A 26,259-nucleotide genomic window follows, 5' to 3' on the forward strand; every position below is an offset into this window, starting at 1 on the left:
GTTAAGTGAGCACATTTAAAAACAAAAAACCCGACAGATTTTAAATCTGTCGGGTTTACTTTTATCCTGAAATTGAGATTATTTTGTAATCGTCAACTCGTCAATAATATTTTTAGCTCCAGCGTATTTGTCAATAATCCAAAGTACATAACGAATATCAACGTTAATAGTTCTTTGCAATTTAGGATCAAAAATTACGTCTCCGGCCATCGCCTCGATGTTTCCATCAAAAGCAATTCCAATTAATTCTCCTTTTCCGTTTAAAACTGGTGAACCTGAGTTTCCTCCAGTAATATCATTATCCGTTAAAAAGTTTACTGGCATGTAACCCGCTTTATCTGCATATTGACCAAAATCTTTTGCTTTGTTTAATTCTAACAAACGTTTTGGTAAATCAAATTCCTGATCTCCTGCTTTATACTTTTTCACCATGCTTTCCATAGTAGTATAATTATTGATTGCAGCATCGTTACGAGGATCTGCAGGTAAAGCACGAACTTTTCCGTAAGTTAATCTCAAAGTAGAGTTTGCATCAGGATATTTAATTGCGTTTAATTTCGATTCTCTTAAACCTTCAACAAGTTCACGGTAAGCCGTTGCAAAACCATCATCAGCTTTTGCCTGGTCATCTGTTTTAGCACGATATTTTGTTAGTAAATCATTTGAGATAATATACAAAGGATCGTGTACAATTGCCAAAGGTTTTGGATCAGCCATAAATGCTAATACTTTTTCCTTAGTTGTAAAATAACTAATTTCAGTTGCTTTTGCCACATCAGCAGTAAAGTCACCATTATTAGTAGTTTTCATTTTAGCGATTTCTGGAGCAAGTCCGTATTCAGCAGCTTTAGAAGCATATAAATTTAATTGCGCTGTTAATACATCTTTTTCAAGCGGAGCATAAAAATTACCATAAATGTTGTCTATCATTGTATTGATCTTAGGTAACATCTCTGCTCTTTTTGCTTCATTTTCTTTATAATAAGCAATCAGCTCATTTCCTAAATTTGCTGGACCTGTCGCATAAGCAGAAGTACGTAAAAGCTGCGTTAAATAATTATCGTGACGTGCTTTTAAGTTTGTTTCTCTATAATAATCGTTAATAGTAGGAATTACATTTTCATATTTATCTTTATTAGCAGGTTTGCTTGCCCACTCATAAAATTTATCTTCCTGCTCTGATTTTGCATCTACCGTACCTGCTTTTGTTAAAGCATCGATCATACCCTGACGGTTTTTCCAGTAATTTGCTGTCGAAGCATATTTAGATGCATATTTCAAACGAACTGTTGCATCTGTATCCATATACTTTTTCATTACATCCATTCCGGTTTTGGCACCTTCAACCCATGCAGGATAAGCATATTTTATATTTTGCTCAATTCCGCCTGCCGGCATCCAGCGATTTGTTCTTCCAGGGTAACCTAGAATCATGGCAAAATCATTTTCTTTTACACCTTTAATACTTACAGGTAAATAATGTTTTGGCTGTAAAGGCACATTATCTTTTGAGTAAGCTGCAGGATTTCCGTCTTTATCAGCATACACTCTAAACATAGAGAAATCCCCAGTTTGACGAGGCCACTCCCAGTTATCAGTATCTCCTCCAAATTTACCTACACTTTCCGGAGGTGTTCCCACTAAACGAACATCTGTGTAATCCTGGTAAACGAAATAGTAATATTCATTTCCTTGAAAGAAAGGACGAACAGAAACTGTATACTTTCCGTTTTCACTATTTTCTTTTTCAATTAAACTAATCTCTTGCTGAATGATTTTGTTTCTTTCAGTTTCGGTCATAGTATCATTTACTTTTGATAAAATTCTTTTTGAAACATCGTCCATACGAACAAAGAAACGAACGTATAAAGATTTTGGTTTCATTTCGGCACTTTTTTCTTTTGCCCAAAAACCATCTTTCAAATAGTTTTGTTCTGCAGTAGAAAGTTCTGCAATCGCATTATATCCGCAATGGTGGTTTGTTAAAACCAATCCGCTTTTAGAAACGATTTCAGCAGTACATCCACCATTAAACTGCACGATAGCATCTTTTAAACTATGATGGTTAATACTGTAAATTTCTTCGGCTGTTAATTGCAAGCCCATTTTTTCCATATCTCTATGATTCAATCTTTCGATAAACATCAAGAACCACATTCCCTCATCAGCTCTTACAGGAAAAGCCATAAGGCACATGGTCAAGAATAAAACTATTTTTTTCATGTTATTTTGTTTAAGTACTGCGAATATAACTCATTTTCGCAAAAAAAATAAACATTCCATCTAAAAACAAAACATTATAAATAAATATGAAGATGATTTTGCGAAATTCATAATTTGATGAAAAAGAAAAATTATTAGAATATAAAAAGATAATAGTTAATTAAACTTATAAAATTCTAGATTTAATGAAATCATGATTTTAAATCTTAATAAAAATTGTAAAAATTAACCTTCAATTAAAAATATTTAATTTAATCCATTTCTTACAAATAATTATTCCTTTAATTTGCCTTTCAATTAAAAAAAACGAAAATGAAAAAATTATTAGTAGCAGTTGTACTATTAGTGACAACTATGATGAGTGCGCAAAAAGGATCTATCCTACTTGGTGGAAATGTTGGATTTGGATCAGAAAAAATTGGAGATGACAAATATGAAAACTTTGAATTTTCTCCAAAAGTAGGTTACCAATTTACAGACAAATGGACTTTAGGAGTTGAAGGTTCAGTCCTGAACTACAAAGAATCTGGATCTAAAAGAGAAGAAGCATACAGAGTTGGTGCATTTACTCGTTACTCAGTGCCTCTTTCTGATTTATTTTCTTTCTACACTGATTTAGGAGTTGGATATCAGGAAAGAAGTATTGATAAAACTAAAGGTGTATATGCTAGTTTAACGCCTGCCTTATTTATCAATATGAAAAACGGATTTGGTTTAAATTTCAATATTGGAGGTATTGGTTACGACAATCTTAGCGGAAAAGGAATTGCCAGAGAACAGCGTTTTGGTTTTAATTTTGGGCAAAGTGTAAACTTTGGAATCTCTAAAAACTTTGGACTATAATTACATTAGGATTTAAGTTAGAAAGTGAAATCCTTTATACTTTTTGTTTTTTCGCGCAAAAAGTAAAAAACCCGACAATGAAAGTTGTCGGGTTTTTATATTTTATAATAAGACGATTTTAATCGTTAAGCATTTTCCAAAGTTTATCCTTCAAATCTGTTAAACCTTGCTGTGCAACAGATGAAATAAACATATACGGAATATCTTTAAACGAAACGTCTAATTCTGCTTTCAATTCAGCTTTAAGTTCGTCATCCAGCATATCACATTTTGAAATAACTAAAAGACGTTCTTTGTCCAGCATTTCAGGATTATACTTTGTTAATTCATTTACCAAAATATCATATTCTGCTTTAATATCCGGCGTATCGACCGGAACTAAAAATAGCAAAGTCGAATTACGCTCAATATGGCGAAGGAAATAATGTCCTAAACCTTTTCCCTCTGCAGCACCTTCAATAATTCCTGGAATATCTGCAATTACAAAAGATTGATAATCTCTGTAAGCTACAATTCCCAAGTTTGGTTTTAAAGTTGTAAAAGGATAATCGGCAATTTTTGGTTTTGCTGAAGTTAACACAGACAATAAAGTAGATTTTCCTGCATTAGGAAAACCAACCAATCCAACATCTGCCAGAACTTTAAGTTCCAGAATAACGTCCATTTCTAAACCTGGTAAACCTGGCTGCGCATAACGCGGTGTTTGGTTTGTCGAACTTCTAAAATGCCAGTTTCCTAAACCTCCCTTTCCTCCTTTTGCAAGAATTCTTTTTTCACCATCTTCTGTAATTTCAAAAAGTACTTCTCCGGTTTCCTTGTCTTTTACAACAGTTCCCAGAGGTACTTCAATAAATTTATCATCTCCATCTGCTCCCGTGCTTCGGTCTCCTCCACCGTCTCCACCGTGACCGGCTTTAATATGACGCGCAAACTTTAAATGAAATAATGTCCAGAGTCCTTTATTTCCCACTAAATATACATGCCCGCCTCGACCGCCATCACCACCGTCAGGGCCGCCTTTTTCAATAAATTTCTCTCTATGTAAATGCGTAGATCCTTTTCCTCCTTTTCCGGACGAAACATATATCTTAACGTAATCTACAAAATTTCCTTCTGTCATTTTTCTGAATTTCAGATCTTAGATTTTAGATTTTAGATTGCTCTAAATTCTATATCTAAACTCTATTTTATTTACTTTTCAGTCTCAGTCTAGATTTTCAGCACAAACTGCGACTGAAAACTGCGACTGAAAACTATTTTATTTCCTCTACTCTTTAAGCGCTTTTACAAGTACTTTATCAATCTTTACGCCGTCCATATCGACAACTTCTAAGATGAATTTTTGCCAAATTAGTTTTTCACCTTCTTTTGGAATATGTGAAAGTTCGGTCATAATCATTCCGCTTACGGTGTTTACTTCGTAATCGTTTGTTAGTTCATCTAATTCGAAATACGTTAAGAAATCGTGCAATGAATAATGCCCGTCAACCAGCCATGATCCATCTTCTCTTTCTATAAGCTGGAATTCATCTTTATAAAATTCAGATGCATCTCCAACTAAAGCTTCCAGAATATCATTCAAAGTAATTAAACCTTGAAAAACACCATATTCATCAGAAACCAAAGCGTAATGAACACCTGTTTTTTTGAAATTTTCTAACGCTTTATAAGCCGTTGTCTGCTCCATTAAATAAGGCGCATCAGAAATTATAGCAGCAAAATCAAAATTATCGTTCTCGATATTGGCAAATATATTTTTCAGCGTTACAACCCCAACAATGTCATCGTAGTTTTCATTGTAAACCGGATAAACGGTATGCAAATCCTGAACAACTAATTCTTTTATTTTTGTTTTATCAGCATTAAGCGGCAGCATATCAACTGATTTTCGGTGCGTCATTAACGAACTTACTTTTCGGTCTCCAATATGGAAAACACGCTCCACAATATCTTGTTCAATTTCCTGAACTTCTCCTACTTCTGTTCCTTCCTTAATGATGGCTTTAATTTCTTCCTCCGTTACTTTTCCGTCAGCAGTTGGTTTTATCTGCAAAACATTCAATAAAAAATCTGTTGAAGAAGTTAGTAACCAAATAAATGGCGCCGTGATAATCGAAATAACCTTCATTGGCATAGCAACCATTTTGGCGATCGATTCCGGATAGTTTAATCCGATACGTTTTGGAAGTAATTCTCCTAAAACCAAAGAGAAGAACGTCAAAACTACAACCACAATCCCCACCGCAACCGAATGTGCATATGGCTTTAAAACTTCAAAACCACTCACAAATGTTTCTACATCTAATGTGATTTTATCACCAGAATAAATACCTGTCAAAATTCCAATTAAGGTAATTCCGATTTGTACCGTTGATAAAAATTTGTTTGGAGAATTCGCCAGATCAAGCGCTGTTTTAGCACTTTTGTTCCCTTTTTTTGCTGCTGTTTCCAGTCTATTTTTTCGTGCTGAAATCAATGCAATTTCAGACATTGAGAAAACTCCGTTTAATAGTATTAGAAAAAATATTATTAGTATTTCCAATGTTTAGTAGATTCGTTATTTGTTTGGTTCGTTGTTTTGTATAAATTCTTATTGTTCTTTTTTAGCCCAGATGGAAGTGAAGAGCCCGGAGCTAAAAAAACTAATTTTTCCTGCCAGAAAACAGCGACCAGCGGAAGCTCGTTTTATGGTTTGGAAAAATAGTTTTTTTAGCGTCCCGATAGCTATCGGGACTTCACGTACAGCTGGATTAGCTTCTACAAATTATCTATAACTGACGTTAAGCGCTCTGTAATTTCTTCGATAGTTCCAATTCCGTTTACGGCGTGAAACTTATTCTGCTCTTTATAATACCCAATTAATGGAGCTGTTTTTTCGTTGTATTCCTGATATCTTACACGAATTTTTTCTTCGTCCTGATCATCTGGTCTTCCGCTTGTTTTCCCTCTTTCAAGTAAACGCGCTACTAAAATTTCGTCATCAGCCTCTAATGCAATTGTTGCAGTTACACTTGAACCAATTGTTGGTAAAAATTTATCTAATGCCTCAGCCTGATCTAAAGTTCTTGGATATCCGTCGAACAAAAATCCTGCGCTTTCCGGGTGTTTATTTACTTCGTCAATTAACATTGCTGTTGTTACTTCGCACGGAACTAGTTCTCCGTTATCCATAAAAACTCTTGCTTTTTTACCTAGTTCAGTATCATTTTTTAAATTAAAACGGAAAATATCTCCTGTAGAAAGGTGTGTTAAATTGTATTTTTCTTTTAAAAATTCTGCCTGAGTTCCTTTTCCTGCTCCAGGCTTTCCAAATAAAACAATGTTAATCATAGTACGTTTGAGTTGTGTGACTTCTTATTTTTTTGAAGAAGTTTAAAATGAATATATAGTTGTGTTTTGTTTAATATTATTCTGCTAACTTATATACTTCAGTCAGGTTTCTGCCTAAACCATCATAGTCTAATCCGTAGCCAACAATAAATTTATTCGGGATTCTGATTCCGATATAATCTATCTTAATGTCTTTTTTATAAGCTTCTGGTTTAAAGAACAAAGTAGCCACTTTAAAGTGTTTTACATTTTGTGCTTTAAATAAATGTTTTAATTCTTCAAGCGTATTTCCTGTATCGATAATATCTTCGATAATAACAACGCTTCTTCCAGACAAATCCTGATTGATTCCAATCAGTTCTTTAACTGAATTTGTTGTTTCAGTTCCTTCATAAGAAGCCATTTTGATAAATGAAACCTCGCAAGGACTTTTATATTTTTTCAGGAAATCGGCAGCCACCATAAAGGCACCATTCAAAACTCCAATAAAAATTGGAGTATCATCTCCAAAATCATCTTCTACTTGTGCAACTAATTTGGTTAAAGCAAAATCAATTTCCTTAGCCGAAATAAACGGAACAAATTGTTTATCGTGAAGTTGTATCATTATTTTTAAATTTAAAATAATGGACAAAGATACAGAATTACAACCAATCTGCCCACATGAAAATAGAATCGAAAGATGACTTTTTTACGAATGTTAAATATCAGTTAATAATTACAAAATCGTTCTTGCAGCTACTTTTTAATTTACTAAATTGTTGTTGAATAATCATTTAACTCCAAATTCCAATGAAGAATTACTTACCACTATTTTCTATATCCTTATTAATTTTAATGACTTCCTGTAACGGACAAGTTAAAAAAGAAGAAAAAGAAGCACTGGCAAAACAACCGGGAAATGTTGTAAAAACTGCTGTTGGTGACATTACGCTTCCGCCGCCATATGCTACTGAATCTAAAACGAATAACAGCAAAGTTATTGGATGGCCAAACGGTGTTACGCCAAAAGCTCCTGAAGGATTTACGGTTACGAAATTTGCCGACGGTTTTGAAAACCCTCGCTGGACTTACATTGCGCCAAACAGTGATATTTTTGTTGTTGAAAGCGGAACACGCGCCAGTAAAAATCAAATCACGGTTTTGCGTGATAAAGACAAAGATGGAAAATTTGAAACTCGTGAAGTTTTCATTAAAGATTTAAATAAACCTTTTGGAATGTTGGTTTTAAAGGACTTTTTCTACATTGCAAATACCGACGGATTATATCGTTATCCATATAAAAATAATCCTTTAAAATTAGAAACAAAAGGCGAAAAAATTCTTGAACTTCCTGCCGGAGGTTACAACAATCACTGGACCCGAAATTTATTAGGCAGTCCTGACGGAAGCAAAATTTATGTTTCTGTAGGTTCAGGAAGTAATAATGCCGAACATGGCGTTGACAAAGAAGTGCGCCGTGCCGGAATTCTAGAAATTAATCCTGATGGAACCGGCGAAAAAATTTACGCTTCGGGTCTTAGAAATCCTGTTGGAATGGATTGGAATCCTGTTAATAAAGAGCTTTGGACAGCTGTAAATGAACGTGATGATTTGGGCGATGATTTAGTTCCTGATTATATTACGAGTGTAAAAAAAGATGGTTTTTATGGATGGCCTTATTCTTATTTTGGAAGTATTCCTGATCCGAGAATGAAAGGCGAAAGAAAAGATTTGGTCGAAAAAGCAATTGTTCCAGATGTTGCCGTTGGTGCGCATACAGCATCGTTAGGATTGGCTTTTTATACTAAAGATGCATTCCCGGCAAAATATAAAAATGGCGCTTTTGTTGGGCAGCATGGTTCATGGAACCGCTCTAAAATTTCAGGTTATAAAGTGCTGTTTGTTCCTTTTAAAGATGGAAAACCTTCAGGAAAACCGGAAGATTTTTTAACTGGTTTTGTTTCGGATGAAAATAAAGCCGAAGTTTACGGACGTCCGGTTGCAGTTACGGTTATGAACGACGGATCGCTTTTAGTGAATGATGACAGTGGAAATACGATTTGGAAGGTTACAGCTAAATAAAATTCCAATTTATTAAATACCAAATTCCAATTTTGTACAGATAATTTAAACATATAGAAACATAGATTTTATATTTTATTAAAAGCGAAACACCTTTTTTGCCTCCATGAATCCTATGTTTCTATGTGTTTTAAAAACTACGTCTTAATTCAAATCATTTATGACCTTAAAAAAATATTGTCTTTTTCTTTTTGTGATTTTTGTTTTCCAAAACATTGAAGCGCAGAAAAAAGAAGGCAAAAAAATTGATTCTTTAAAAACCGAAAAGCTGAAAGAAGTTGTAATCAGTCCACTTCATATTGATAACAATTTATTAAACACTCCGGCTTCGATTGGTGTTCTCTCTAAAAAAGATTTACTGCAAAATAATACCACCGATATTACAACGGTAATCAATACAATTCCTGGTGTTTTTATGCAATCGTCTAATTTTACCACAACCCGAATTTCGATTCGCGGAATTGGTGCGCGAACCACTTACGGCACCAATAAAATCAGGGCTTTTTATGGCAGTATTCCGCTGACTTCCGGAAACAGCGAAACCGTAATTGACGATATTGACCTCGAAAACCTCAACCAAATTGAAATTATAAAAGGTCCGCTTTCGAGTGTTTACGGTGCTGGTTTAGGCGGTGCGATTTTAATTTCACCTCAGCTTTCTAAAAACGTAAATGAAAGTACCGGAATAAGTTCTGTTTTTGGTTCTTTTGGATTATTGAAAAACAGTGTGAATTTTGGTTTAGACGAAAAAAACGGAAGTTTAAACATTAGTTATCACAATTTAAAAACCGATGGCTGGCGAGAAAACAGCGCATACAAACGGGAAGGAATTACGCTTGCGGGAGAATTATTTCGAAAGAAAAACAGCAAACTGACTTACTTTTCAAATTATACTTATTTAAAAGCTTTTATACCGAGTTCGATAAATAAAAACGCTTTTGAAAATAATCCGGAATCTGGTGCACCAACCTGGGTTGCTTCAAAAGGTTATAAAGAATACAAATCGACTTTGGGCGGATTAGCTTATGATTTTTCAATTAATGGAAATCTAAAGAATTCAACTTCGGTTTTTATCAATTATAAAGACAGCAATGAACCAAGACCTTTTGATGTTTTACGTCAATATACTTTTGCAATGGGCGCAAGAACGCAATTCTCTGGAAACTTTAAAATTGGAAAAATAGAAAATAACTTCATTACCGGAATTGAATATTTTACGGATACTTATAAAGGTAATACTTTCGAAAATCTGTATCAGCAAAATAATGGTTTGGGAAGTTTACAAGGCGATCAACTTACCGAAACGGGACAAAAAAGAAATTTCTATAATATCTTTTCTCAATTACGAACTTTACTTTCAGATCAATTTGAAATTCAGGCAGGTTTAAATTACAATAAAACCAAATTCAGTCTTGACAATTATTCTGAAAACCCGAATCAGGAATATAGTTATGACGGTATTTTTTCGCCGCAATTATCCTTATTATTTAAACCGAATTTGCAGCAGACAGTTTACTTTTCGGTTAGCCGAGGATTTTCATTGCCCGCAACAGAAGAAACTCTTACAAGCGAAGGCACAATCAATACGAATATAAAACCTGAAAACGGTTATAATTTTGAAGTGGGCGGAAAATTCTATTTCTTCAATAAAAAACTTTACACCGAAATTGCAGTTTACCGAATGGAAATTAAAGATTTATTGGTCGCCAAAAGAGTTGGTGATGATCAATATGTAGGCTTAAATGCCGGAAAAACATTTCATGAAGGAATCGAAATTACTTTAAATCACAATTGGCCAATCAATCGATTCTTTTCCCTGAATTCTTATTTAGCCGGATCTTTAGGAAATTATGAGTTTAAAGAATTCGTTGATAACGGAAACGATTATTCCGGAAATAAATTAACCGGAGTTGCGGCAAACAAAGCCAACGCCGGAATTACTTTAAACACCAATCTTGGAATTTATTTCAATGCCGATTATCAATTCGTAGATGAAATCCCAATGAATGATGCCAATACCGCTTTTTCTGATTCTTATAATCTTATCAATTTAAAAACAGGTTATCGATTTGAGATTCTGCAAGGCTTAACCTCACATTTTGCTGTTGGAGTAAATAATGTTACAAATACAAAATATGCTTCTCTGATACTGCCAAATGCCGTTGCGGTTGGAAACGCGGCGCCGCGCTATTATTATCCCGGACTTCCTGTAAATTATTACGGAACTATCTCATTAAATTATTTATTTTAGATGCTTGAAATCACCCCCAAACCTAAAAAAATGCTTTCTGTATTACAAGAAAAACTGGATTATGTAAGTGCCTATCGGGAAAACCGGTTAAAGTGTGCGCAAGACATTCTCGAAAACCCCTCTTTATTTGAAGAATTAGTTTCTATTTGCTTTTCACCCGAAAATAAAAACAATCATAAAGCCTGCTGGATCCTTGAATTTGTATCGTATGAAGAATTAATCTGGCTTCAACCTCACGTTGATTTTTTCTGTTCTAATTTGAAAGTTCTGAAAGATGAAAGTTCGCTCAGACCAATTGCAAAAGTGGTACAACTTTTAGTAAAATCCCATTTTAAAAAAGACGAAAACAGTATTTCATTATCTGAAGAAAATCTTCAGGATTGTATTGAAGCCAGTTTCGATTGGCTTATAAATGATGTAAAAGTAGCTACAAAAGCCTATTCTATAAGAACTTTATACGTTCTGGGAAATTATTACAATTGGATTCATCCTGAACTTCAGGTGATTTTAAATAAAGATTACGGAGATCATTCCGCAGCTTACAAAGCAGTTGCACGAGAGGTTTTGAAGAAAATTGAATAGTTTTTTGCCACAGATTTAAAGGATTAAAATGATTTTTTGTTTGCCACTAATTACACGAATTTCCGCGAATTATTTTTTTTAGATTCAAACTAAAAATTAGTGGTAATTCTTGTAATTCGTGGTAAACAAAAACCCGCACAGAGATAAATCCTTTTAATCCTTTTAATCTTTGGCAAAACTTTAAAAATATAATTCGTGAAAATTCGTGCAATTCGTGGCTAAAAACTAGAAAACCACTAAATTTTGGCTAAAAAAAGATTAAAAGGTATCTTTGCAAAAACACAACACAAAATGAATTATTTTTCTTCTGATTTTAAATTAGGAATATTAGGCGGCGGACAATTGGGTAAAATGCTTTTGTTCGACACCAGAAAATTTGACATACAAACTTATGTTTTAGATCCGAGTGACGAAGCGCCGAGTAAAATTGCCTGCAATAAATTCTTCCAAGGCGATTTAATGGATTATGAAACGGTTTACAATTTTGGAAAACAAGTCGATGTTCTAACTTTTGAAATCGAATTGGTAAATCTTGAAGCTTTAACACAATTAGAAAACGAAGGTGTAAAAGTATATCCGTCTCCAAAAACTTTAAAAGGAATTCAGAATAAAGGAACTCAAAAAGATTTTTATACCCAAAGTAATATCCCAACCGCATCTTATTTACGTTTTGAAAGTCCGCTGCATTTGCAAAAATCAGTTGGAAATAACGAAATCACAATCCCGTTTGTATGGAAATGCACCGAGTTTGGTTACGATGGAAATGGCGTAAAAGTTATCCGCCAGATTTCTGATATGGATGATTTACCAAATGTAGAATGTATTGCAGAAACTATGGTTCCGTTCAAAAATGAATTGGCGGTAATCGTGGTTAGAAATCCATCAGGAGAAATTAAAACTTATCCAGTTGTAGAAATGGAATTTCATCCAGAAGCAAACCAGGTTGAATATGTAATCTGCCCTGCAAGAATCGACGAAAAAGTTGCAGAAAAAGCCAGAGCAATTGCTTTAAATGTTTCTGAAAAATTTAATCACGTTGGACTTTTGGCTGTTGAAATGTTTCAAACCAATGAAGATGAGATTTTAGTAAACGAAGTAGCACCGCGTCCGCATAATTCTGGACATTATTCTATTGAAGCAAGTTATACTTCACAATTCGAAAATCATTTACGTGCTATTTTAGATCTTCCGTTAGGAAATACAGACAGTAAAGTTGCCGGAATTATGGTAAATTTAGTGGGTGCTGAAGGATTTTCTGGAGATGTTGTTTATGAAAACATCGAAACCATTTTAGGATGGGATGGCGTTACTCCTCATATTTACGGAAAAAAACAAACTCGTCCGTTTAGAAAAATGGGTCACGTTACAATCGTAAATGAAAATATGCAGGAAGCGAGACGAATTGCACAGGAAGTTAAGAATACTATTAAAGTGATCAGTGGTCAGTAATTTTTAGTAGTCAGTCTTAGTTTTCTGTATAAAATCGCAATCGTTTTTTAATTAGCTTTGTAAAAATTCAATAAATGAAAATTTCAAAATTACATATCGATCAATTTAGACATTTAGAAAATTTAGATTTTGATTTTACATATCAAAGTGGTGAACGCAAAGGTGAATCACTAGATAAAATATGTTTTATTGGGCAAAGTGCTACTGGAAAAACTGGATTGTTAGAACTGATTTATGAGTATTCTAAAAACATTTTAGATATTGAAGTCGTAAATGGAAATAGTTTATTTAAGCTTAAAAGCACTATTAGAGATAAAGGTGAAGTTGTTTTTATGATAAAAAATGATAGTTTTCATTTAAGGAATAATGAAATCTATTATAAAGGTCGAAGTTATAAAGATGACAACAACTCCGGTGGCAGCGTGACATCTTTAATTCCACAAAAAGACACAAACACCCCTTCTTATTTTAAAGCAAACCTAATTTCTGACAAGAATATTGAAATATTTGAAAAAAATCCAATCGAAATATTTGAAAAATATGCTGACCTTCCATCCATAAAATTTGAAAATTTTGTAGAATCAGATAATTACACAAAATTATTTGATGACAATGTTAAACCAGAAATGTGGCTTTTATTACTCCAAGAGATTCTAGAATATAGGAAGAAATTAAACCAAAAACTATCTGAATTAGTGAATAAAGGTTTACTTTCAAATACTGAAAAATTAACCATCGAATATAAAAAATGGCAGAAAGAAAATCCGAATAAATTAGAGTCTTTCGCAAATAAATTCAATCCGCTTTTAGAAAAGTTAAATTTAGAAGTTGATTTAGTCAACACTGAATATTCTATTCCAATCTTAAACAAAAGGACAGAAGAAACAATTCCAATTCAAAATACTAGTACTGGAACAAAAGGCTTATTATTAACTTTTTTACCTTTATTTAAATTAAATACTAAAGACTCAATCATTCTCATAGATGAACCTGAACGTTCTTTATTTCCAGATATGCAAATGGATTTGATTGATAACTACAAAAATCTCGCTCCAGGAGCCCAATTTATTGTAGCAACTCATTCTCCATTTGTTGCGGCTTCATTTGAACCAGACGAACGTTTTATTTTGTATTTTGATAATGAAGGAAAAGTCGCTGTTCGAAGAGGAAGTTCTCCAATTGGCGATGATCCAAACGATATGCTTTATAATGATTTTGGAATTAATTATATAAACAAATACGGACAAGAAAAGTATCAGGAATATTTAGATTTAAAACAAAAAATCTACTTTGAAACTGACCCAAAAAAGAAAGAAGAAATTTCTGAAGAGTTAGAAAAATTAGGTGATGAATACAATTTCTAAATATGAGAAGAGTTTTTAAAAATCCTAATTCTGAAATCATTATCAAAAAAATAATCTACAATAAAGGTGATAATAAAAAACTTTCTTCTATTCTTTTAAAAGAACAAAAGAACTTTTGCGCCTATACTGATGAATTTATTGGTTGTAACGATGCCGTCGATATTGAACATTTTAATCCTAACTTAAAATATCTAGAAACTGATTCATATAATAATTGGTTCATGGTAAAGCACAAACCAAATAATCTGAAAAGAACGACTTGGATTGAACCTATTCTTTATCCTTTTGATGAATCTTTTGAAGAAAGATTAATTTATTCTGATGGTTATTTTCTTCATAATCCTGAAGATATCGAAGCAAAAAACTTAATTGATCTTTTGAATTTGAACGATGAAATTTTTGTAAAAAACAGAAAAAGATTCATTCAAAGAAGAAAAGAAAGAATTGCCGAAAAAGAAATCTCTGCTTTTGATTATTTTACAGAAAAAATTGAAAACGAAATCGAATCTTTAAAATATTTAAGAGCAATCCAAGAAGAATTCAAAATTGATATTTGGAATATGATTCCAGAAATAGAATAATAAAACTTGTTTTTCAGTCTCAACAAAACTTGAAACTTTAAACCTGAAACAAAAACAAACAAAAAACAAATGAGCAAAGTAGCCATTATAATGGGAAGCATCTCAGACATGCCAGTTATGCAGGATGCAATCGACATATTAAAACAATTTAATGTTGAAGTTGAAGTAGATATCGTTTCGGCACACAGAACGCCGGAGAAATTATTTGATTTCAGTAAAAATGCACATACTCGCGGCATTTCGGTAATTATTGCCGGTGCGGGCGGTGCGGCACATTTACCTGGAATGGTGGCTTCAATGTCTCCGCTTCCTGTAATTGGAGTTCCTGTAAAATCAAGTAATTCTATTGATGGCTGGGATTCTGTTTTATCGATTCTGCAAATGCCGGGCGGTGTTCCAGTTGCAACTGTTGCTTTAAACGGCGCAAAAAATGCGGGAATTTTAGCAGCACAAATCATCGGAAGCCACGACAAAAAAGTTTTGGATACTATTATTTCTTATAAAGAAGAATTAAAAGCGGCGGTTAATAAAGCTGCTGAAGGTTTAAAGAAATAAGTTTTCCCGATTCCTGCAAGGTTTTCAAAACCTTGTAGGTCTTGATTATCGCAATCAAAATTAAACACTTCAAAATACCTACAAGGTTTTGAAAACCTTGCAGGATAAAAATGCAAAGGCTTCCGTGTACGGAACTCTCTTTTTATTTATTTTTTGAAATTAAATTACATCTTCAACCTCTTCTAAAATAGATTCAAATTCAGATTCTTTTATATCTTCCTTATTTATCCAATTTTCTGAAGTCACCAAATCGTAATTTATATTGTCTTCAGTCTTCAATTCCCAAATAATACTTTCAGCTTCCGGAAACGGAATATTTTGAGATATTTGATTTTCGAATAATCTTTTGATAAGATTTCTATCAGATAAGCCATTATTCAATAATTTCAACACGTTTTCGGCTGTCAGCTTTTGTGCTTCTCCATCCGTTGGCGTTAATGAAAAATGAACAATAGAAGCTTTTGCATTTGGAAATTTTCCATTATAGGCTTTAAAAAGCAATTGATTTATATGAAACAAAGTGCCTTGCATGTGTATTTCGGGATATTCTTCGCAAACCTTATCTATTAACATATTGTTCGATATTTGCTCAATTTGTCCTTCGCTTAATTGATCTCCCAATTTATATTGCAAAACTATTTGAGCCGCTTCGTTAGGTTCATAATCTAAAATAGCCATTTCTAATAATTCTGGCAAACTACTTTTTTCAGCTGTTGCGCCATCGGGATAATTGAATTTTTCTAATAACGCAATAAAATCTTCGTCTGACCAATATCCTTCAACTTCATTAACCGTATCAATATTCTTTATTACAACTTGATAATTCATCCTATTTTATTTTTAGTTATGATCAGCATTTTATAATGCTAAATCTATTTTTTCAATTTACGCTTTTAAAAACGCCTACAGAAATAAATAACATATCTATAACACAATTTAAGAGGATTTTATGCCGAGAATCGATCTTGTTTAGATGATTAGGTTTTTATAAATTGCTATCTTTGAAATTCAAAAAAATCGACTTCTATTAATAAAAAATATAATATCATAATGAGTGTTTTACTTTCAAAATTTATAACTAAACATAACACCGCACCTTTTTCGCAAATTAAAATCGAAGATTATGTTCCTGCTTTCAACGAAGGAATTGCTTTGGCTAAAGCCGAAATTGATGCAATTGTAAATAATCCGGATGCGCCGACTTTTGAAAATACCATTGTGGCGATGGATTTTTCTGGCGATATTTTAGATCGTCTTTCTAGTATTTTCTTCAATTTGAATTCGGCAGAAACGAATGATGAAATGCAGAAGATTGCTCAGGAAGTTTCGCCTTTACTTTCAGAATTCGGAAATGATATTCGTTTGAATGCTGAATTATTTGCAAAGGTAAAAGCCGTTTATGATCAAAAAGAAAGTTTAGGTTTAAATCCTGAACAAACGACTTTATTAGATAAAAAATACAAAAGCTTTTCAAGAAACGGGGCGAATTTGCCAGAAGACAAGAAAAACCAATTAAGAGAAATCGACAAAGAATTATCGAAATTGAGTTTACAGTTTGGCGAAAATGTTTTGGCAGAAACCAACAACTTCGAATTGCATTTAACCCACGAAAAGGATTTATCTGGTTTACCGGAAGGCACTATCGAAGCCGCAAGATTATTAGCAAAAAATCAGGAAAAAGAAGGATGGATTTTTACTTTAGATCATCCAAGTTATGTTCCGTTCTTGACTTATGCGGATAATCGTGAACTGCGTAAAAAAATGGCAATTGCGTTTGGAGCAAAAGCATTTCAAAATAACGAATTCGACAATCAGGAAAATGTATTAAAAATTGCTAAACTTCGTTTTGACAGAGCTAATTTATTAGGTTATAAAACGCACGCACATTTTGTTTTGGAAGAAAGAATGGCCGAAAGTCCGGAAAAAGTTTTTTCTTTTTTGAATGATTTACTGTCAAAAGCAAAACCGGCAGCTCAAAAAGAATTTGCTGAATTAACTGCTTTCGCAAAAGAACTAGACGGAATTGAGCAATTAGAAAAATGGGACGGAGCTTATTATTCTGAAAAATTAAAACAACAGCTTTTTAATTTAGACGATGAAAAACTGAAACCTTATTTTCAATTAGAGAAAGTATTAGATGGTGCTTTCACCGTTGCCAAAAAATTATACGGTTTAACTTTTACGGAAGTTTTTGATATCGATAAATACCACGAAGAAGTTACGACTTATGAAGTAAGAGATGCTAATGACAATTTAGTTTCAATTTTCTACGCTGATTTCTTCCCAAGAAAAGGAAAAAGAAACGGTGCTTGGATGACTTCATTCAAATCACAATCTATAAAAGACGGTGTAAACGAAAGACCACATATTTCTAACGTTTGTAATTTTACAAAACCAACAGAAACAAAGCCTTCTTTATTGACTTTTAATGAAGTAACGACTTTATTTCACGAATTTGGGCACGGTTTACACGGAATGCTGGCAAATACAACTTATCCAAGTTTATCTGGAACTTCTGTTTACTGGGATTTTGTAGAATTACCAAGTCAGATTATGGAAAACTGGTGTTACGAACCGGAAGCTTTGGCTTTGTTTGCGAATCATTATGAAACGGGAGAAATTATTCCGATTGAGTATGTTCAGAAAATTAAAGAAAGTGCAAGTTTTCAGGAAGGTTTAGCAACGTTACGTCAATTAAGTTTTGGATTATTAGATATGGCTTGGCACGGACAAGATCCAACAAGCATTACCAATTTAAAAACTTTCGAAACAGAACAATTTGCCAACACGCAATTGTATCCTGATGTAAAAGAAAATGCGATGAGTACAGCTTTTTCTCATATTTTCCAAGGCGGATATTCTTCCGGATATTACAGCTACAAATGGGCAGAAGTTTTAGATGCTGATGCTTTTGAATATTTCCATGAAAACGGAATCTTCAATGAAGAAATAGCTAAGAAATTTAAAGATAATGTTCTTTCTAAAGGTGGAACTGAACATCCTATGACTTTGTACAAACGTTTTAGAGGACAAGAACCTAAACCTGAAGCTTTATTAAAAAGAGCGGGACTTCTGTAATTGCAGATTTTTGATTGTAGATTTTAGATTTTTTAATCTTAATCTCTAATAAATTTTTACATTAAACCGAAGCATAATCACTTCGGTTTTTTTATTTGATTTCTCTTAGAAATAATTTTAGTTATCTTCGTGTTTTTAAATCTTAATCTTACAAATACAAGCCGTGAAAAAATATTTTAGAATAGTTCTTTATCTTGCCATTACTGGATTGATTGCTATTGTTTCTGTAAACTACTATGTAAAATCTTCTACCAAAAACAAGATTTATTATTCGGTTAAAAAGTTTCCTAAAAATGATGTCGGAATTATTTTTGGTGCGGGAATTAATGGAAATCAGCCAAGTAAATATTTAAAAGATCGTCTTGATGCCGGAATTTTATTGTACAAAATGAAACGCATCAATAAAATTTTACTTTCGGGAGATAATGGCCGTGATGAATATGATGAATTAACGGTTATGAAAAACTATTGTTTTAATCATGGAGTTGACACTACAAAAATATTTATTGACTATGCAGGTTTCGATACTTATTCAACAATGTATCGTGCAAAACATATTTTCAAGATTAAAAAAGCGACATTAATTTCTCAGGAATATCATTTGAACCGAGCGATTTATATTGGACAAAAACTTGGAATAAAATCCGCTGGATATTCTGCAAACAATGGAGAATATCACGGATATAAATATGTTTGTTTTAGAGAATATGGTTCCATTTTTAAATCCTTTTTTGATGTTTTAAGAAATCGGGAACCTCGTTTTCTGGGAACTCCAATTAACATTAATGGCCCTTCTAATTATTCTAAAGAAGATAAACGATAAAAATAGAAAAGCCGAAGTAATACTTCGGCTTTTCATTTGGAGCAAAATTAAAATAAGACATTTTTTGTTTTGCAAAAAATGAACTATTTATGTCGGCGAACAAACACTTCTTCAAACTGTTTAAGTTTAAGTGCTTTTGTTTCTTCGATGCGTTTAGCTTTTAAGTTAACATTTTTAGCAGTTGCCGGCTGAGGTTTTGTAGTATACAAATAAGACTCAAACACGTGGCTTAAATACAAAGGAGATTTTCCAATTCCTCTTGTAGTGTCAAAATTTTGAGATTGATGACAGCTAAAACAATTTGCTAAATTACCAGCATTAATTTTATGTATACTATCCTGAAAAGTCTGCGTGTAAGTCTCCATTGTAATGTTGGCTAAATTAGCAGAACCTCTTGCCAATGAATCTGGAAGAACACTTGATATATCACTTTTTACAATAGTTTGTGCCTGCTGTGCCGGAGTTAATCCGTCTGTATTTAACCAAATCGATCCGTTATAGAAATAATTCTTGAAAACATCTGTTAATTTTGAAGCTACACATTTATTGATCGTATCGATGTTGTCAAAATTAGCAGGTTCTGCCTGGCTCGTTGTCATATAAGCATTTGTACTTATCACTTTAGGAACTCCATATTCATAAAGAACAAAAGCTTTATACGGCTCTAATGGTTTCTTGTTTACTTTATCCCATTTTATTCCTTTCAAGCCAGAAGTTGTTCCCTTTTGATAAAGCAGCATTTCAGTAGCTGACGTAACAGAGTTATTTTTCCAGTCATAAACCGGAGCTATTTCTTTATGTTCAAAAGTTGCCCAGATAAATTCAGGATGATTTTTTACAACACCCACAACGTGCATTCCTAATAAAGCAACAGGTTTTGCTACATATTGTCCTTGCTTATTTTTGAATGCTGCTTTAGTAACGAAATACTCTCCAATTTTTTCTTTCGGAATTGCATCGGTACTAATCCATGAAACTTTTAACTCCAATGAACCAACAGGAAATGTTTCTAAATTAGAATAAGGAACTTTTCCGCTGTTAATTTCAGAAGCCGCAATAATAGCTTTATCATGTAATGTCTTATTAACGTGTATAGAATAATATACCGTATCGCCAGCTGTTTTTCCAGAAACAAATTTTGGGTTAGAAACTAAAACACCTTCCGGACCTGCCTGATTAATGGAGCTTAAAACTAATTTTAATCCCAATTGCGGAGCAACTGGCGCCATCTCAGGACTAACAACATCCAAAGAATCTAAAAACAACGGATTTCCAGATGGAAGTGGTTTTGTGACCCAAAGGAATTTCTGCCATGACCATTGATGAAAAATACAATTTGTGGTACTTGAAGTATCAAAAGGGCTTCCGTCTCCTTCTGCAGGCGGCGGTGTTTGTTCGTGCGGAAACCAGCTTGCTTCGCATTCGCAAGGTGTAGCTGCTGCTTCCGTTTTAGCATATCCTGAAACTCCGGCTTTTCCAAATATTTTTTCTTTATTCAAAAAGAATATTGTAACAGCTGCAACAATAAAGACAACTAATACGATTATAATAATCGGTTTTCTATTCATGTTTTTGTGATTTATTTTTTTGGCAATAAAAAAGGCCGTCTAAAAAGACGACCCTTTCAATCAAAACTGTAACCAAATCAGGCGCAATTAAATCCTAATATGTTTCGTAATTCGAGTTGTTAATATTTGGGTCTTTTATTATGCCAACTCTGGTTGTAAATTTTTTACTGCTTTTACAGGTACGTTTTCAATATGATGTTGGTAGTATGAAAAACCTCCTACTCCGTTCCATTCTGCATCAACAGATAAATGAGCGTCAAAATCGGCTAAAAAAGCACCAATTGCCGGAGCTGGAAAAGTTTGAACATATTGTCCTTTAAAACTAACTAATTGTGTATACTGTCCAAGTCCAGCTGCATATATTTTTCCTGTCACAGGAACAACAATATGAGAATCAGGACCATTTACTGCTTGTTTAATAACTGCCGTACCAGAAACTGAATTTTGTGATGGTACAACAACTAAACTAAATGATACGATTGGAGCACCTGGTGTTCCTACATTTCCTATTGTTCCGCTTACTAAATAAGCACCTGCTAATAAATCTGCCATAACTTTTGTATTTTTTGGTTTTCCTACTCATAAGGCTTTTCGGAACCGCCTCGTTTTTTTAAGTGGGGTCTGCTCCACCTATTTGATATTTTATTTTTATATTCTTATTTAAATAAGAATACTTTGGTTTATTTCTACTTCAAAACTATATTAGATAAGTAGACATAATATAAAAAATGATATGAAGTGCTGATTCTTTGACATGAATCAAACAAAAAGCGACACGAGAAAATAGGATGCGTAAAAACACTCGTTTTAAAAAATGTCAGGCAAATGGATAAACGATTTCAACAGCTACTACTTGACATGAAGATTCTGTTATGTCGGCGGTTGGCGGTATAAACGACGGATTAGTTTTAATGATTACTGTCGCAGCACTGTTGCTTTCATTTTCGATCTGACATGAATAAGATAATTCTTCTGATGGATTTCCTATTGATCGTCCAAGAAAATTAAAGTTTGAAAATTTATTCTCTTCAAAATAATTTTTCACTTTTCTTGCATTACAATCTGTAAAGGTTATATACAACTCCAGGAATTGACTAAATACCATAGAGTTGATAAATCCAAAATCTCCTCCTTCGGTGAAATCAAAATTTGGCTGACTATTAAAAATATATCCTGTAATATTTGATGGAGGCGGATATCCATTTTTAATAGCATCTTTTACCGGTTCAGCAAACATCCAGCCTGTATTTGTAATAATATCAAAAGGAACCGGAGTCGTCATAAACTGCGGATTAATAACCGGATTATTAACTATTGCTTCAACAAAATAAGATGTTCCTGAGAATGTTTCTTTAAAAACACTGCTCATTGTACCATCTTCTAAAACATTCGACAAAAATTTTAATGGAGAAATAGTAATTTCTTCTGAATTGAGAATGTTTATTTTTAAGAGTTCTGAGGATAATTTCTGCACATTATTGTTGTTCATATAGGAAACAACAGGAACTTTACGTAACTGTTCTAAAATATTATTAGGATCTGAAGGTTCAAAAAGTAATCCCGGAATTAAATTATCTGAGTTGGTTACTGAAAGTCCTTTATTTTCGATACTGGGATAATAAAGATTATAAATTATAATGGCTAAAGTATGAACCGCATTAGCAATTTCTGCCGTAACTGCTCCTGAAACACCAGATAAACTATAGATGTTTTCCATTAGTTTCTTCATATCTGAAGTAAAGTATTCTTCTGTTGGAAACTTGCTGTAAATTATAGAAAACTCACTAATATGTGTATAAGGATAAGAAGGATCTGTTTTTAAAACCGAAATATATTCAGGATTTATCCATACGGTATTTAAAGCATCTGTAACTTGAATTAAGGCAATATGGGTATTCGTTTCACTTAATTTACCAATATTCTTTGGATGGTATTTATCTACATAAGCATTCCATAATGGAATTAAATTTTTAACTGTTGAGGCAACTTTGCTGTTTATTTCTTCTTGCTCCGCTTTATCTTTTGGAGATAATTGATATCTTAATTTGAGATAAACACTTAAATAGCTGTTTGTAAATGAATCTAATGTTAAGCCTGCTTGTCTAACTCCATATTGAGTTCCCTGGCCAATTATTCTTTGGTTTAAAAAATTATTATATAAACTGCCATTAACTTGTCCTCCATTGTTCATAAAATAAAAGGAGGCCTGTCCGCTCGACGTTCCGGTTAAAAGCTGGAGTTTTTCAGAATTTGGCAATTGCAGAATAATATTAGACATATATTCAGCATAAGTTTGATTTTCGACAGAATCATCAAGCACACTTTCAACAAATGTTCTGTCAACAATGTTTGATATAAGATTTTCCATTGGTACTCTTTTAAATTCTAAAAATTAGATTCAAAGTTTAATAACAAGAGGGTTATCAATCATCTCGTATGATTAACAACCCTCTTTAATTATTAATTACAATAATTAGGCAAAAGGATATACAACTCCTACAGCAACTAATTGAGATAATGACTGAGTGATACTGTCTGTTCCAGGAACATAACCAGGAGCTTCAGGTTTTATAGTAACTCTGATTGAAGTAGCTGTTTCATCACTAAAAGAATAGCTATAGCTTGAAGACTGGCTTGCTCCTCCTAAACGAATGCCTAAGAAATATACGCCTGTATTTATATGCTCTTCAAAGTATTTTCTAACTTGTTTGCTGTCACATTTATCGAAACCAATGTTTATTTCAAGAAATTGGCTAAATATCAATGAATTAATATATCCAAAATCTGCACCTTCTTTAAAATCAAAATTTGGATTACTATTAAACACATAACCCGTAACACCAGTTGGAGCAGGATATCCGTTTTTAATGGCATCTTTTACCGGAGAAGTTGACATCCATCCCTGATTTGTTGAAATATTATAAAGTAATGGACTACTGCTCATAAGCGGACTAACTGTAGCATTTTTAACTACTACCTCTACTGTAAAATTTGAGCCTGAATAATCTCTTTCAAAAATACTGGTTTTAGCACCGCCGTTAGCTCCAATAGAAAAGAATGATAAAATTGGAATAGATATACCTGCGCTTACAGAAGCCTGAACGTTTAATGTTGTTTCTGTAGATTTAGTAACTCTTTTTGAAACTCTAAACTCTGAAGAAGGTGGATTAGTTCTAAGCTGATTTACAAGAGCATTTGATCGTGCTGGTTCAAATACCAATCCCGGAACTGCTTTATCTGATCCTGTAATTGCTATTCCGCCATTTCCATTATCACCTGTTGTAGGTTTTTGAATATTATCAATAATTCCTGCTAAAGTCTGTGTTGCATTTGCAATATCTGCAGTAATAGCTCCCGCAGCACCAGATTTATTAAACACTTCGATCATATAATCTCTCATTTGTTTAGAAACTGATAACGGAATTTTACTGTAAATTCTATTAAAATCATTTAAATGTGTATATGGATAAGCTGAATCTTTTTCTAGAATTTCTTTGTATTCAGGGTTAAGCCAAACCGTATTTAAAGTATTAGTCATTTGAATCAACGCTATGTCAGTATTGGTAGCATTTAACTTTTTAACATCTTTTGGTTCAATTGCTTCATACCAGGCATTCCAAATAGGAATAAGTGCTCTTACTGTAGAAGCAACTTCAGCATTCACTATTTGCTGTGTTGCTCTGTCATTTGGAGATAATTGATATCTTAATTTTGTAAAAACACTAAGATAACTGTTTGTAAAAGCATCCTGTGTAAGTCCAACCTGCTCAACACCATTAGCAGTTCCTTCTCCTTCAATTCTTTGATTCAATAAGTTATTGTACAAAGTCGCATTAACTGCACTAGTCGAGTCGTCCAGAAAATAAAATGAAGCCTGTGCGCTTGAAGTATTCGTTAATAATTTCAACTTACCCGGATTAGGAAGCTGCTTAATAATATTTGATATATACTCCGCATAAACCTCATATTCTGCTGGTGTACCAATAGTTTTCACCGTTGCATTCTCTTTTAAAATTTCTTGTAAAGTTTCCATGATAAATTTGTTTTTGGGTTCCTACTCATAAGGCTTTTCAGATTCCGCCTCGTTTTTTATAGTGGGTTCTGCTCCACATTAAAATAAAATTGAAAATAGATTAGCTAGCCTATTAAAATTTTCAGCAGCTAATTTACCTTGGAACAATTCCTACAATCTAAAAAATGTCACAAAACACAAAATACTAGTAATGAAATACTTAAAAACACAACATAAAAATATTCTTACACTAAAAGTTATTCCGCTAAAAAGGTCCAAAAAAAATAAACTTTCAATTATTTTTGAAAGTTTAAAAACTTTTACTTACATTTGATCTATGGAATTCAAAGAAGCAAAAAATAAGTTTGTACAAACCTGGGGAGCTTTAGGTTCTCAATGGGGAATTAATAAAACGATGGCGCAAATCCACGCTTTATTAATGATCTCAAACGAAGCTGTTTCTATGGAAGACATTATGGAAGAATTGCAGATTTCACGCGGAAACGCAAGCATGAATCTAAGAGGATTAATGGATTGGGGAATTGTTTATAAAGAATTTAAAGCCGGCGAGAGAAGAGAATTCTTTACTGCCGAAAAAGATTTAGATGAACTAGCGGCAAAAATCTCCAGAGAAAGAAGCAAAAGAGAAATTAAACCTGCGCTTAAAATCTTGAAAGAAGTTTCGACGATTGAAGCAAAAGATTCTGCAGAAGAAAAACACTTTGTTGATCAAACTTCCAAATTATACGATTTCGTTTTAAAGGCAGATAATATGTTAGATAAAATGACTGAATTCAATGAAAACTGGTTAGGGAAATTAGTTATCAAAATGATGAAGTAAAAAAATTTAATTAAAACTTTCATTTTTTTCTGAAAGTTTAAAAACAATAAATAGTTATGAAAACAACTTTCAAAGTTTTAGAAATTATAAATATAGCTGCTCTAATGTTTCTATTACTTGGCGGTTATGGAATAGCATTTACAGGAGCGTTACAAGTTTTAGCCGCTATTTTATTTGTAATACTATTTCCAAGAAACAAACTAATCTACATCTATTTTGGCTTAGTAATCCTTTTCTTCCTCATTTGGAACGGAGAATTTACCTGGCTTTTCTTATTGCCTATTTCATTAATATTCTTCCTAACATTTATTATTTACAATCAAAAAAAGAAATTATGAATTTCAACATCATTGGATATTTAATATATCTCAGCATTACGACTTTCATCATTCTAAAAGTTGGAAAAATCTGCTACAAAAACGGAAATATTTATGTGGCAGATCTAATCCCGAATCATGCTGACCTCTGTCAAAAAATTAATCAGGTTTTGCTTTTAGCTTATTACCTTTTAAATATTGGTTATTGCGCTATGACATTAATTTCCTGGCGGAAAATTATTTCATCAACACAATTGATTGAAACGATCTGTATAAAAACAGCTGTCATAATTTTTATTATTTCAATCCTGCATTACCTCAACATTTTAATTATAACTAAATACATTCAAAAACTAATTCATAACAACAAAAACTAAA

The 26,259-nt window shown here is 32.9% G+C and carries 23 protein-coding genes; 13 read left to right on the forward strand and 10 right to left on the reverse strand.

What is annotated here, in order from left to right; genetic code table 11:
* Positions 1 to 78: 78 nt before the first annotated feature.
* Positions 79 to 2,223 (reverse strand): S46 family peptidase, encoded by a 2,145-nt coding sequence (locus FLAPXU55_RS20955; protein ID WP_180861078.1) that lies wholly within the window; start codon positions 2,221 to 2,223, stop codon positions 79 to 81.
* A 312-nt stretch (positions 2,224 to 2,535) separates the two neighbouring features.
* Here FLAPXU55_RS20955 and FLAPXU55_RS20960 point away from each other — a divergent pair, with 312 nt between their 5' ends.
* A complete protein-coding gene (locus tag FLAPXU55_RS20960; RefSeq protein WP_180861080.1) occupies positions 2,536 to 3,066 on the forward strand; it encodes an outer membrane beta-barrel protein in 531 nt (176 codons plus the stop codon).
* Positions 3,067 to 3,184: 118 nt separating this feature from the next.
* Here FLAPXU55_RS20960 and obgE read toward each other — a convergent pair whose 3' ends face one another.
* The 4 genes from obgE to hpt all read right to left on the reverse strand — a co-directional run bounded on the left by obgE (position 3,185) and on the right by hpt (position 7,003).
* The gene (gene obgE / locus FLAPXU55_RS20965) at positions 3,185 to 4,186 is read right to left on the reverse strand and encodes a GTPase ObgE (RefSeq protein ID WP_180861082.1); all 1,002 of its coding nucleotides are present in this window, start codon (positions 4,184 to 4,186) and stop codon (positions 3,185 to 3,187) included.
* A 147-nt stretch (positions 4,187 to 4,333) separates the two neighbouring features.
* Positions 4,334 to 5,608 (reverse strand): hemolysin family protein, encoded by a 1,275-nt coding sequence (locus tag FLAPXU55_RS20970; RefSeq protein WP_082356381.1) that lies wholly within the window; start codon positions 5,606 to 5,608, stop codon positions 4,334 to 4,336.
* 215 nt (positions 5,609 to 5,823) lie between these two features.
* Positions 5,824 to 6,396 carry an adenylate kinase gene (locus FLAPXU55_RS20975; protein WP_053470808.1) on the reverse strand — a complete coding sequence of 191 codons (573 nt, stop codon included), beginning with the start codon at positions 6,394 to 6,396 and terminating at the stop codon, positions 5,824 to 5,826.
* Between the two features lie 76 nt (positions 6,397 to 6,472).
* Entirely contained in the window at positions 6,473 to 7,003 is a 531-nt protein-coding gene (hpt, locus tag FLAPXU55_RS20980; RefSeq protein WP_180861085.1) for a hypoxanthine phosphoribosyltransferase, read from the reverse strand.
* A 185-nt stretch (positions 7,004 to 7,188) separates the two neighbouring features.
* Between hpt and FLAPXU55_RS20985 the strand changes: the two genes are divergently transcribed.
* The 7 genes from FLAPXU55_RS20985 (at position 7,189) to purE (ending at position 15,242) form a co-directional block, all read left to right on the forward strand.
* Complete coding sequence (locus tag FLAPXU55_RS20985; protein WP_180861087.1) at positions 7,189 to 8,460, forward strand: PQQ-dependent sugar dehydrogenase; 1,272 nt, start codon at positions 7,189 to 7,191, stop codon at positions 8,458 to 8,460.
* A gap of 160 nt (positions 8,461 to 8,620) precedes the next feature.
* On the forward strand, positions 8,621 to 10,711 hold the full coding sequence (locus FLAPXU55_RS20990) for a TonB-dependent receptor family protein (RefSeq protein WP_180861089.1): 2,091 nt from the start codon (positions 8,621 to 8,623) through the stop codon (positions 10,709 to 10,711).
* On the forward strand, positions 10,712 to 11,293 hold the full coding sequence (locus tag FLAPXU55_RS20995) for a hypothetical protein (RefSeq protein ID WP_235992122.1): 582 nt from the start codon (positions 10,712 to 10,714) through the stop codon (positions 11,291 to 11,293).
* A 291-nt stretch (positions 11,294 to 11,584) separates the two neighbouring features.
* Positions 11,585 to 12,742 (forward strand): 5-(carboxyamino)imidazole ribonucleotide synthase, encoded by a 1,158-nt coding sequence (locus FLAPXU55_RS21000; protein ID WP_180861091.1) that lies wholly within the window; start codon positions 11,585 to 11,587, stop codon positions 12,740 to 12,742.
* Between the two features lie 74 nt (positions 12,743 to 12,816).
* Positions 12,817 to 14,106, forward strand: coding sequence for an AAA family ATPase (locus tag FLAPXU55_RS21005; RefSeq protein ID WP_180861093.1), 1,290 nt, complete (start codon positions 12,817 to 12,819; stop codon positions 14,104 to 14,106).
* Positions 14,107 to 14,108: 2 nt separating this feature from the next.
* The gene (locus tag FLAPXU55_RS21010) at positions 14,109 to 14,687 is read left to right on the forward strand and encodes a hypothetical protein (RefSeq protein WP_180861095.1); all 579 of its coding nucleotides are present in this window, start codon (positions 14,109 to 14,111) and stop codon (positions 14,685 to 14,687) included.
* Positions 14,688 to 14,756: 69 nt separating this feature from the next.
* Entirely contained in the window at positions 14,757 to 15,242 is a 486-nt protein-coding gene (gene purE, locus FLAPXU55_RS21015; RefSeq protein ID WP_012022518.1) for a 5-(carboxyamino)imidazole ribonucleotide mutase, read from the forward strand.
* Positions 15,243 to 15,401: 159 nt separating this feature from the next.
* Here the strand turns inward: purE and FLAPXU55_RS21020 are convergent, their stop codons facing one another.
* The gene (locus FLAPXU55_RS21020; protein WP_180861096.1) at positions 15,402 to 16,070 is read right to left on the reverse strand and encodes a hypothetical protein; all 669 of its coding nucleotides are present in this window, start codon (positions 16,068 to 16,070) and stop codon (positions 15,402 to 15,404) included.
* A 222-nt stretch (positions 16,071 to 16,292) separates the two neighbouring features.
* Here FLAPXU55_RS21020 and FLAPXU55_RS21025 point away from each other — a divergent pair, with 222 nt between their 5' ends.
* Positions 16,293 to 18,320, forward strand: coding sequence for a M3 family metallopeptidase (locus FLAPXU55_RS21025; RefSeq protein WP_180861097.1), 2,028 nt, complete (start codon positions 16,293 to 16,295; stop codon positions 18,318 to 18,320).
* Between the two features lie 163 nt (positions 18,321 to 18,483).
* The gene (locus tag FLAPXU55_RS21030; RefSeq protein ID WP_180861098.1) at positions 18,484 to 19,143 is read left to right on the forward strand and encodes a SanA/YdcF family protein; all 660 of its coding nucleotides are present in this window, start codon (positions 18,484 to 18,486) and stop codon (positions 19,141 to 19,143) included.
* An 83-nt stretch (positions 19,144 to 19,226) separates the two neighbouring features.
* On the opposite strand, the gene FLAPXU55_RS21035 is transcribed toward FLAPXU55_RS21030, so the two are convergent.
* The 4 genes from FLAPXU55_RS21035 to FLAPXU55_RS21050 all read right to left on the reverse strand — a co-directional run bounded on the left by FLAPXU55_RS21035 (position 19,227) and on the right by FLAPXU55_RS21050 (position 24,744).
* Positions 19,227 to 20,711: a hypothetical protein gene (locus FLAPXU55_RS21035; protein WP_180861099.1), complete on the reverse strand. Its 1,485-nt coding sequence runs from the start codon at positions 20,709 to 20,711 to the stop codon at positions 19,227 to 19,229.
* A gap of 138 nt (positions 20,712 to 20,849) precedes the next feature.
* Positions 20,850 to 21,263, reverse strand: coding sequence for a DUF1842 domain-containing protein (locus FLAPXU55_RS21040; RefSeq protein ID WP_053470798.1), 414 nt, complete (start codon positions 21,261 to 21,263; stop codon positions 20,850 to 20,852).
* A 265-nt stretch (positions 21,264 to 21,528) separates the two neighbouring features.
* Complete coding sequence (locus FLAPXU55_RS21045; protein WP_180861100.1) at positions 21,529 to 23,079, reverse strand: hypothetical protein; 1,551 nt, start codon at positions 23,077 to 23,079, stop codon at positions 21,529 to 21,531.
* A 105-nt stretch (positions 23,080 to 23,184) separates the two neighbouring features.
* On the reverse strand, positions 23,185 to 24,744 hold the full coding sequence (locus FLAPXU55_RS21050; RefSeq protein ID WP_180861101.1) for a hypothetical protein: 1,560 nt from the start codon (positions 24,742 to 24,744) through the stop codon (positions 23,185 to 23,187).
* A gap of 316 nt (positions 24,745 to 25,060) precedes the next feature.
* On the opposite strand from FLAPXU55_RS21050, the gene FLAPXU55_RS21055 reads away from it, so the two are divergent.
* From FLAPXU55_RS21055 to FLAPXU55_RS21065, 3 genes are read left to right on the forward strand one after another with little or no spacing between them, the layout of a single operon-like run.
* The gene (locus FLAPXU55_RS21055) at positions 25,061 to 25,564 is read left to right on the forward strand and encodes a GbsR/MarR family transcriptional regulator (RefSeq protein ID WP_053470795.1); all 504 of its coding nucleotides are present in this window, start codon (positions 25,061 to 25,063) and stop codon (positions 25,562 to 25,564) included.
* A gap of 56 nt (positions 25,565 to 25,620) precedes the next feature.
* Entirely contained in the window at positions 25,621 to 25,902 is a 282-nt protein-coding gene (locus FLAPXU55_RS21060) for a hypothetical protein (RefSeq protein ID WP_180861102.1), read from the forward strand.
* Positions 25,899 to 26,258, forward strand: a complete 360-nt coding sequence (locus tag FLAPXU55_RS21065) for a hypothetical protein (protein WP_180861104.1) — start codon at positions 25,899 to 25,901, stop codon at positions 26,256 to 26,258. Before FLAPXU55_RS21060 ends, FLAPXU55_RS21065 begins: the two co-directional genes overlap by 4 nt.
* The last annotated feature ends 1 nt before the right edge of the window (position 26,259 follow it).

This window comes from Flavobacterium panici, assembly GCF_903819335.1.
Lineage (GTDB): Bacteria > Bacteroidota > Bacteroidia > Flavobacteriales > Flavobacteriaceae > Flavobacterium > Flavobacterium panici.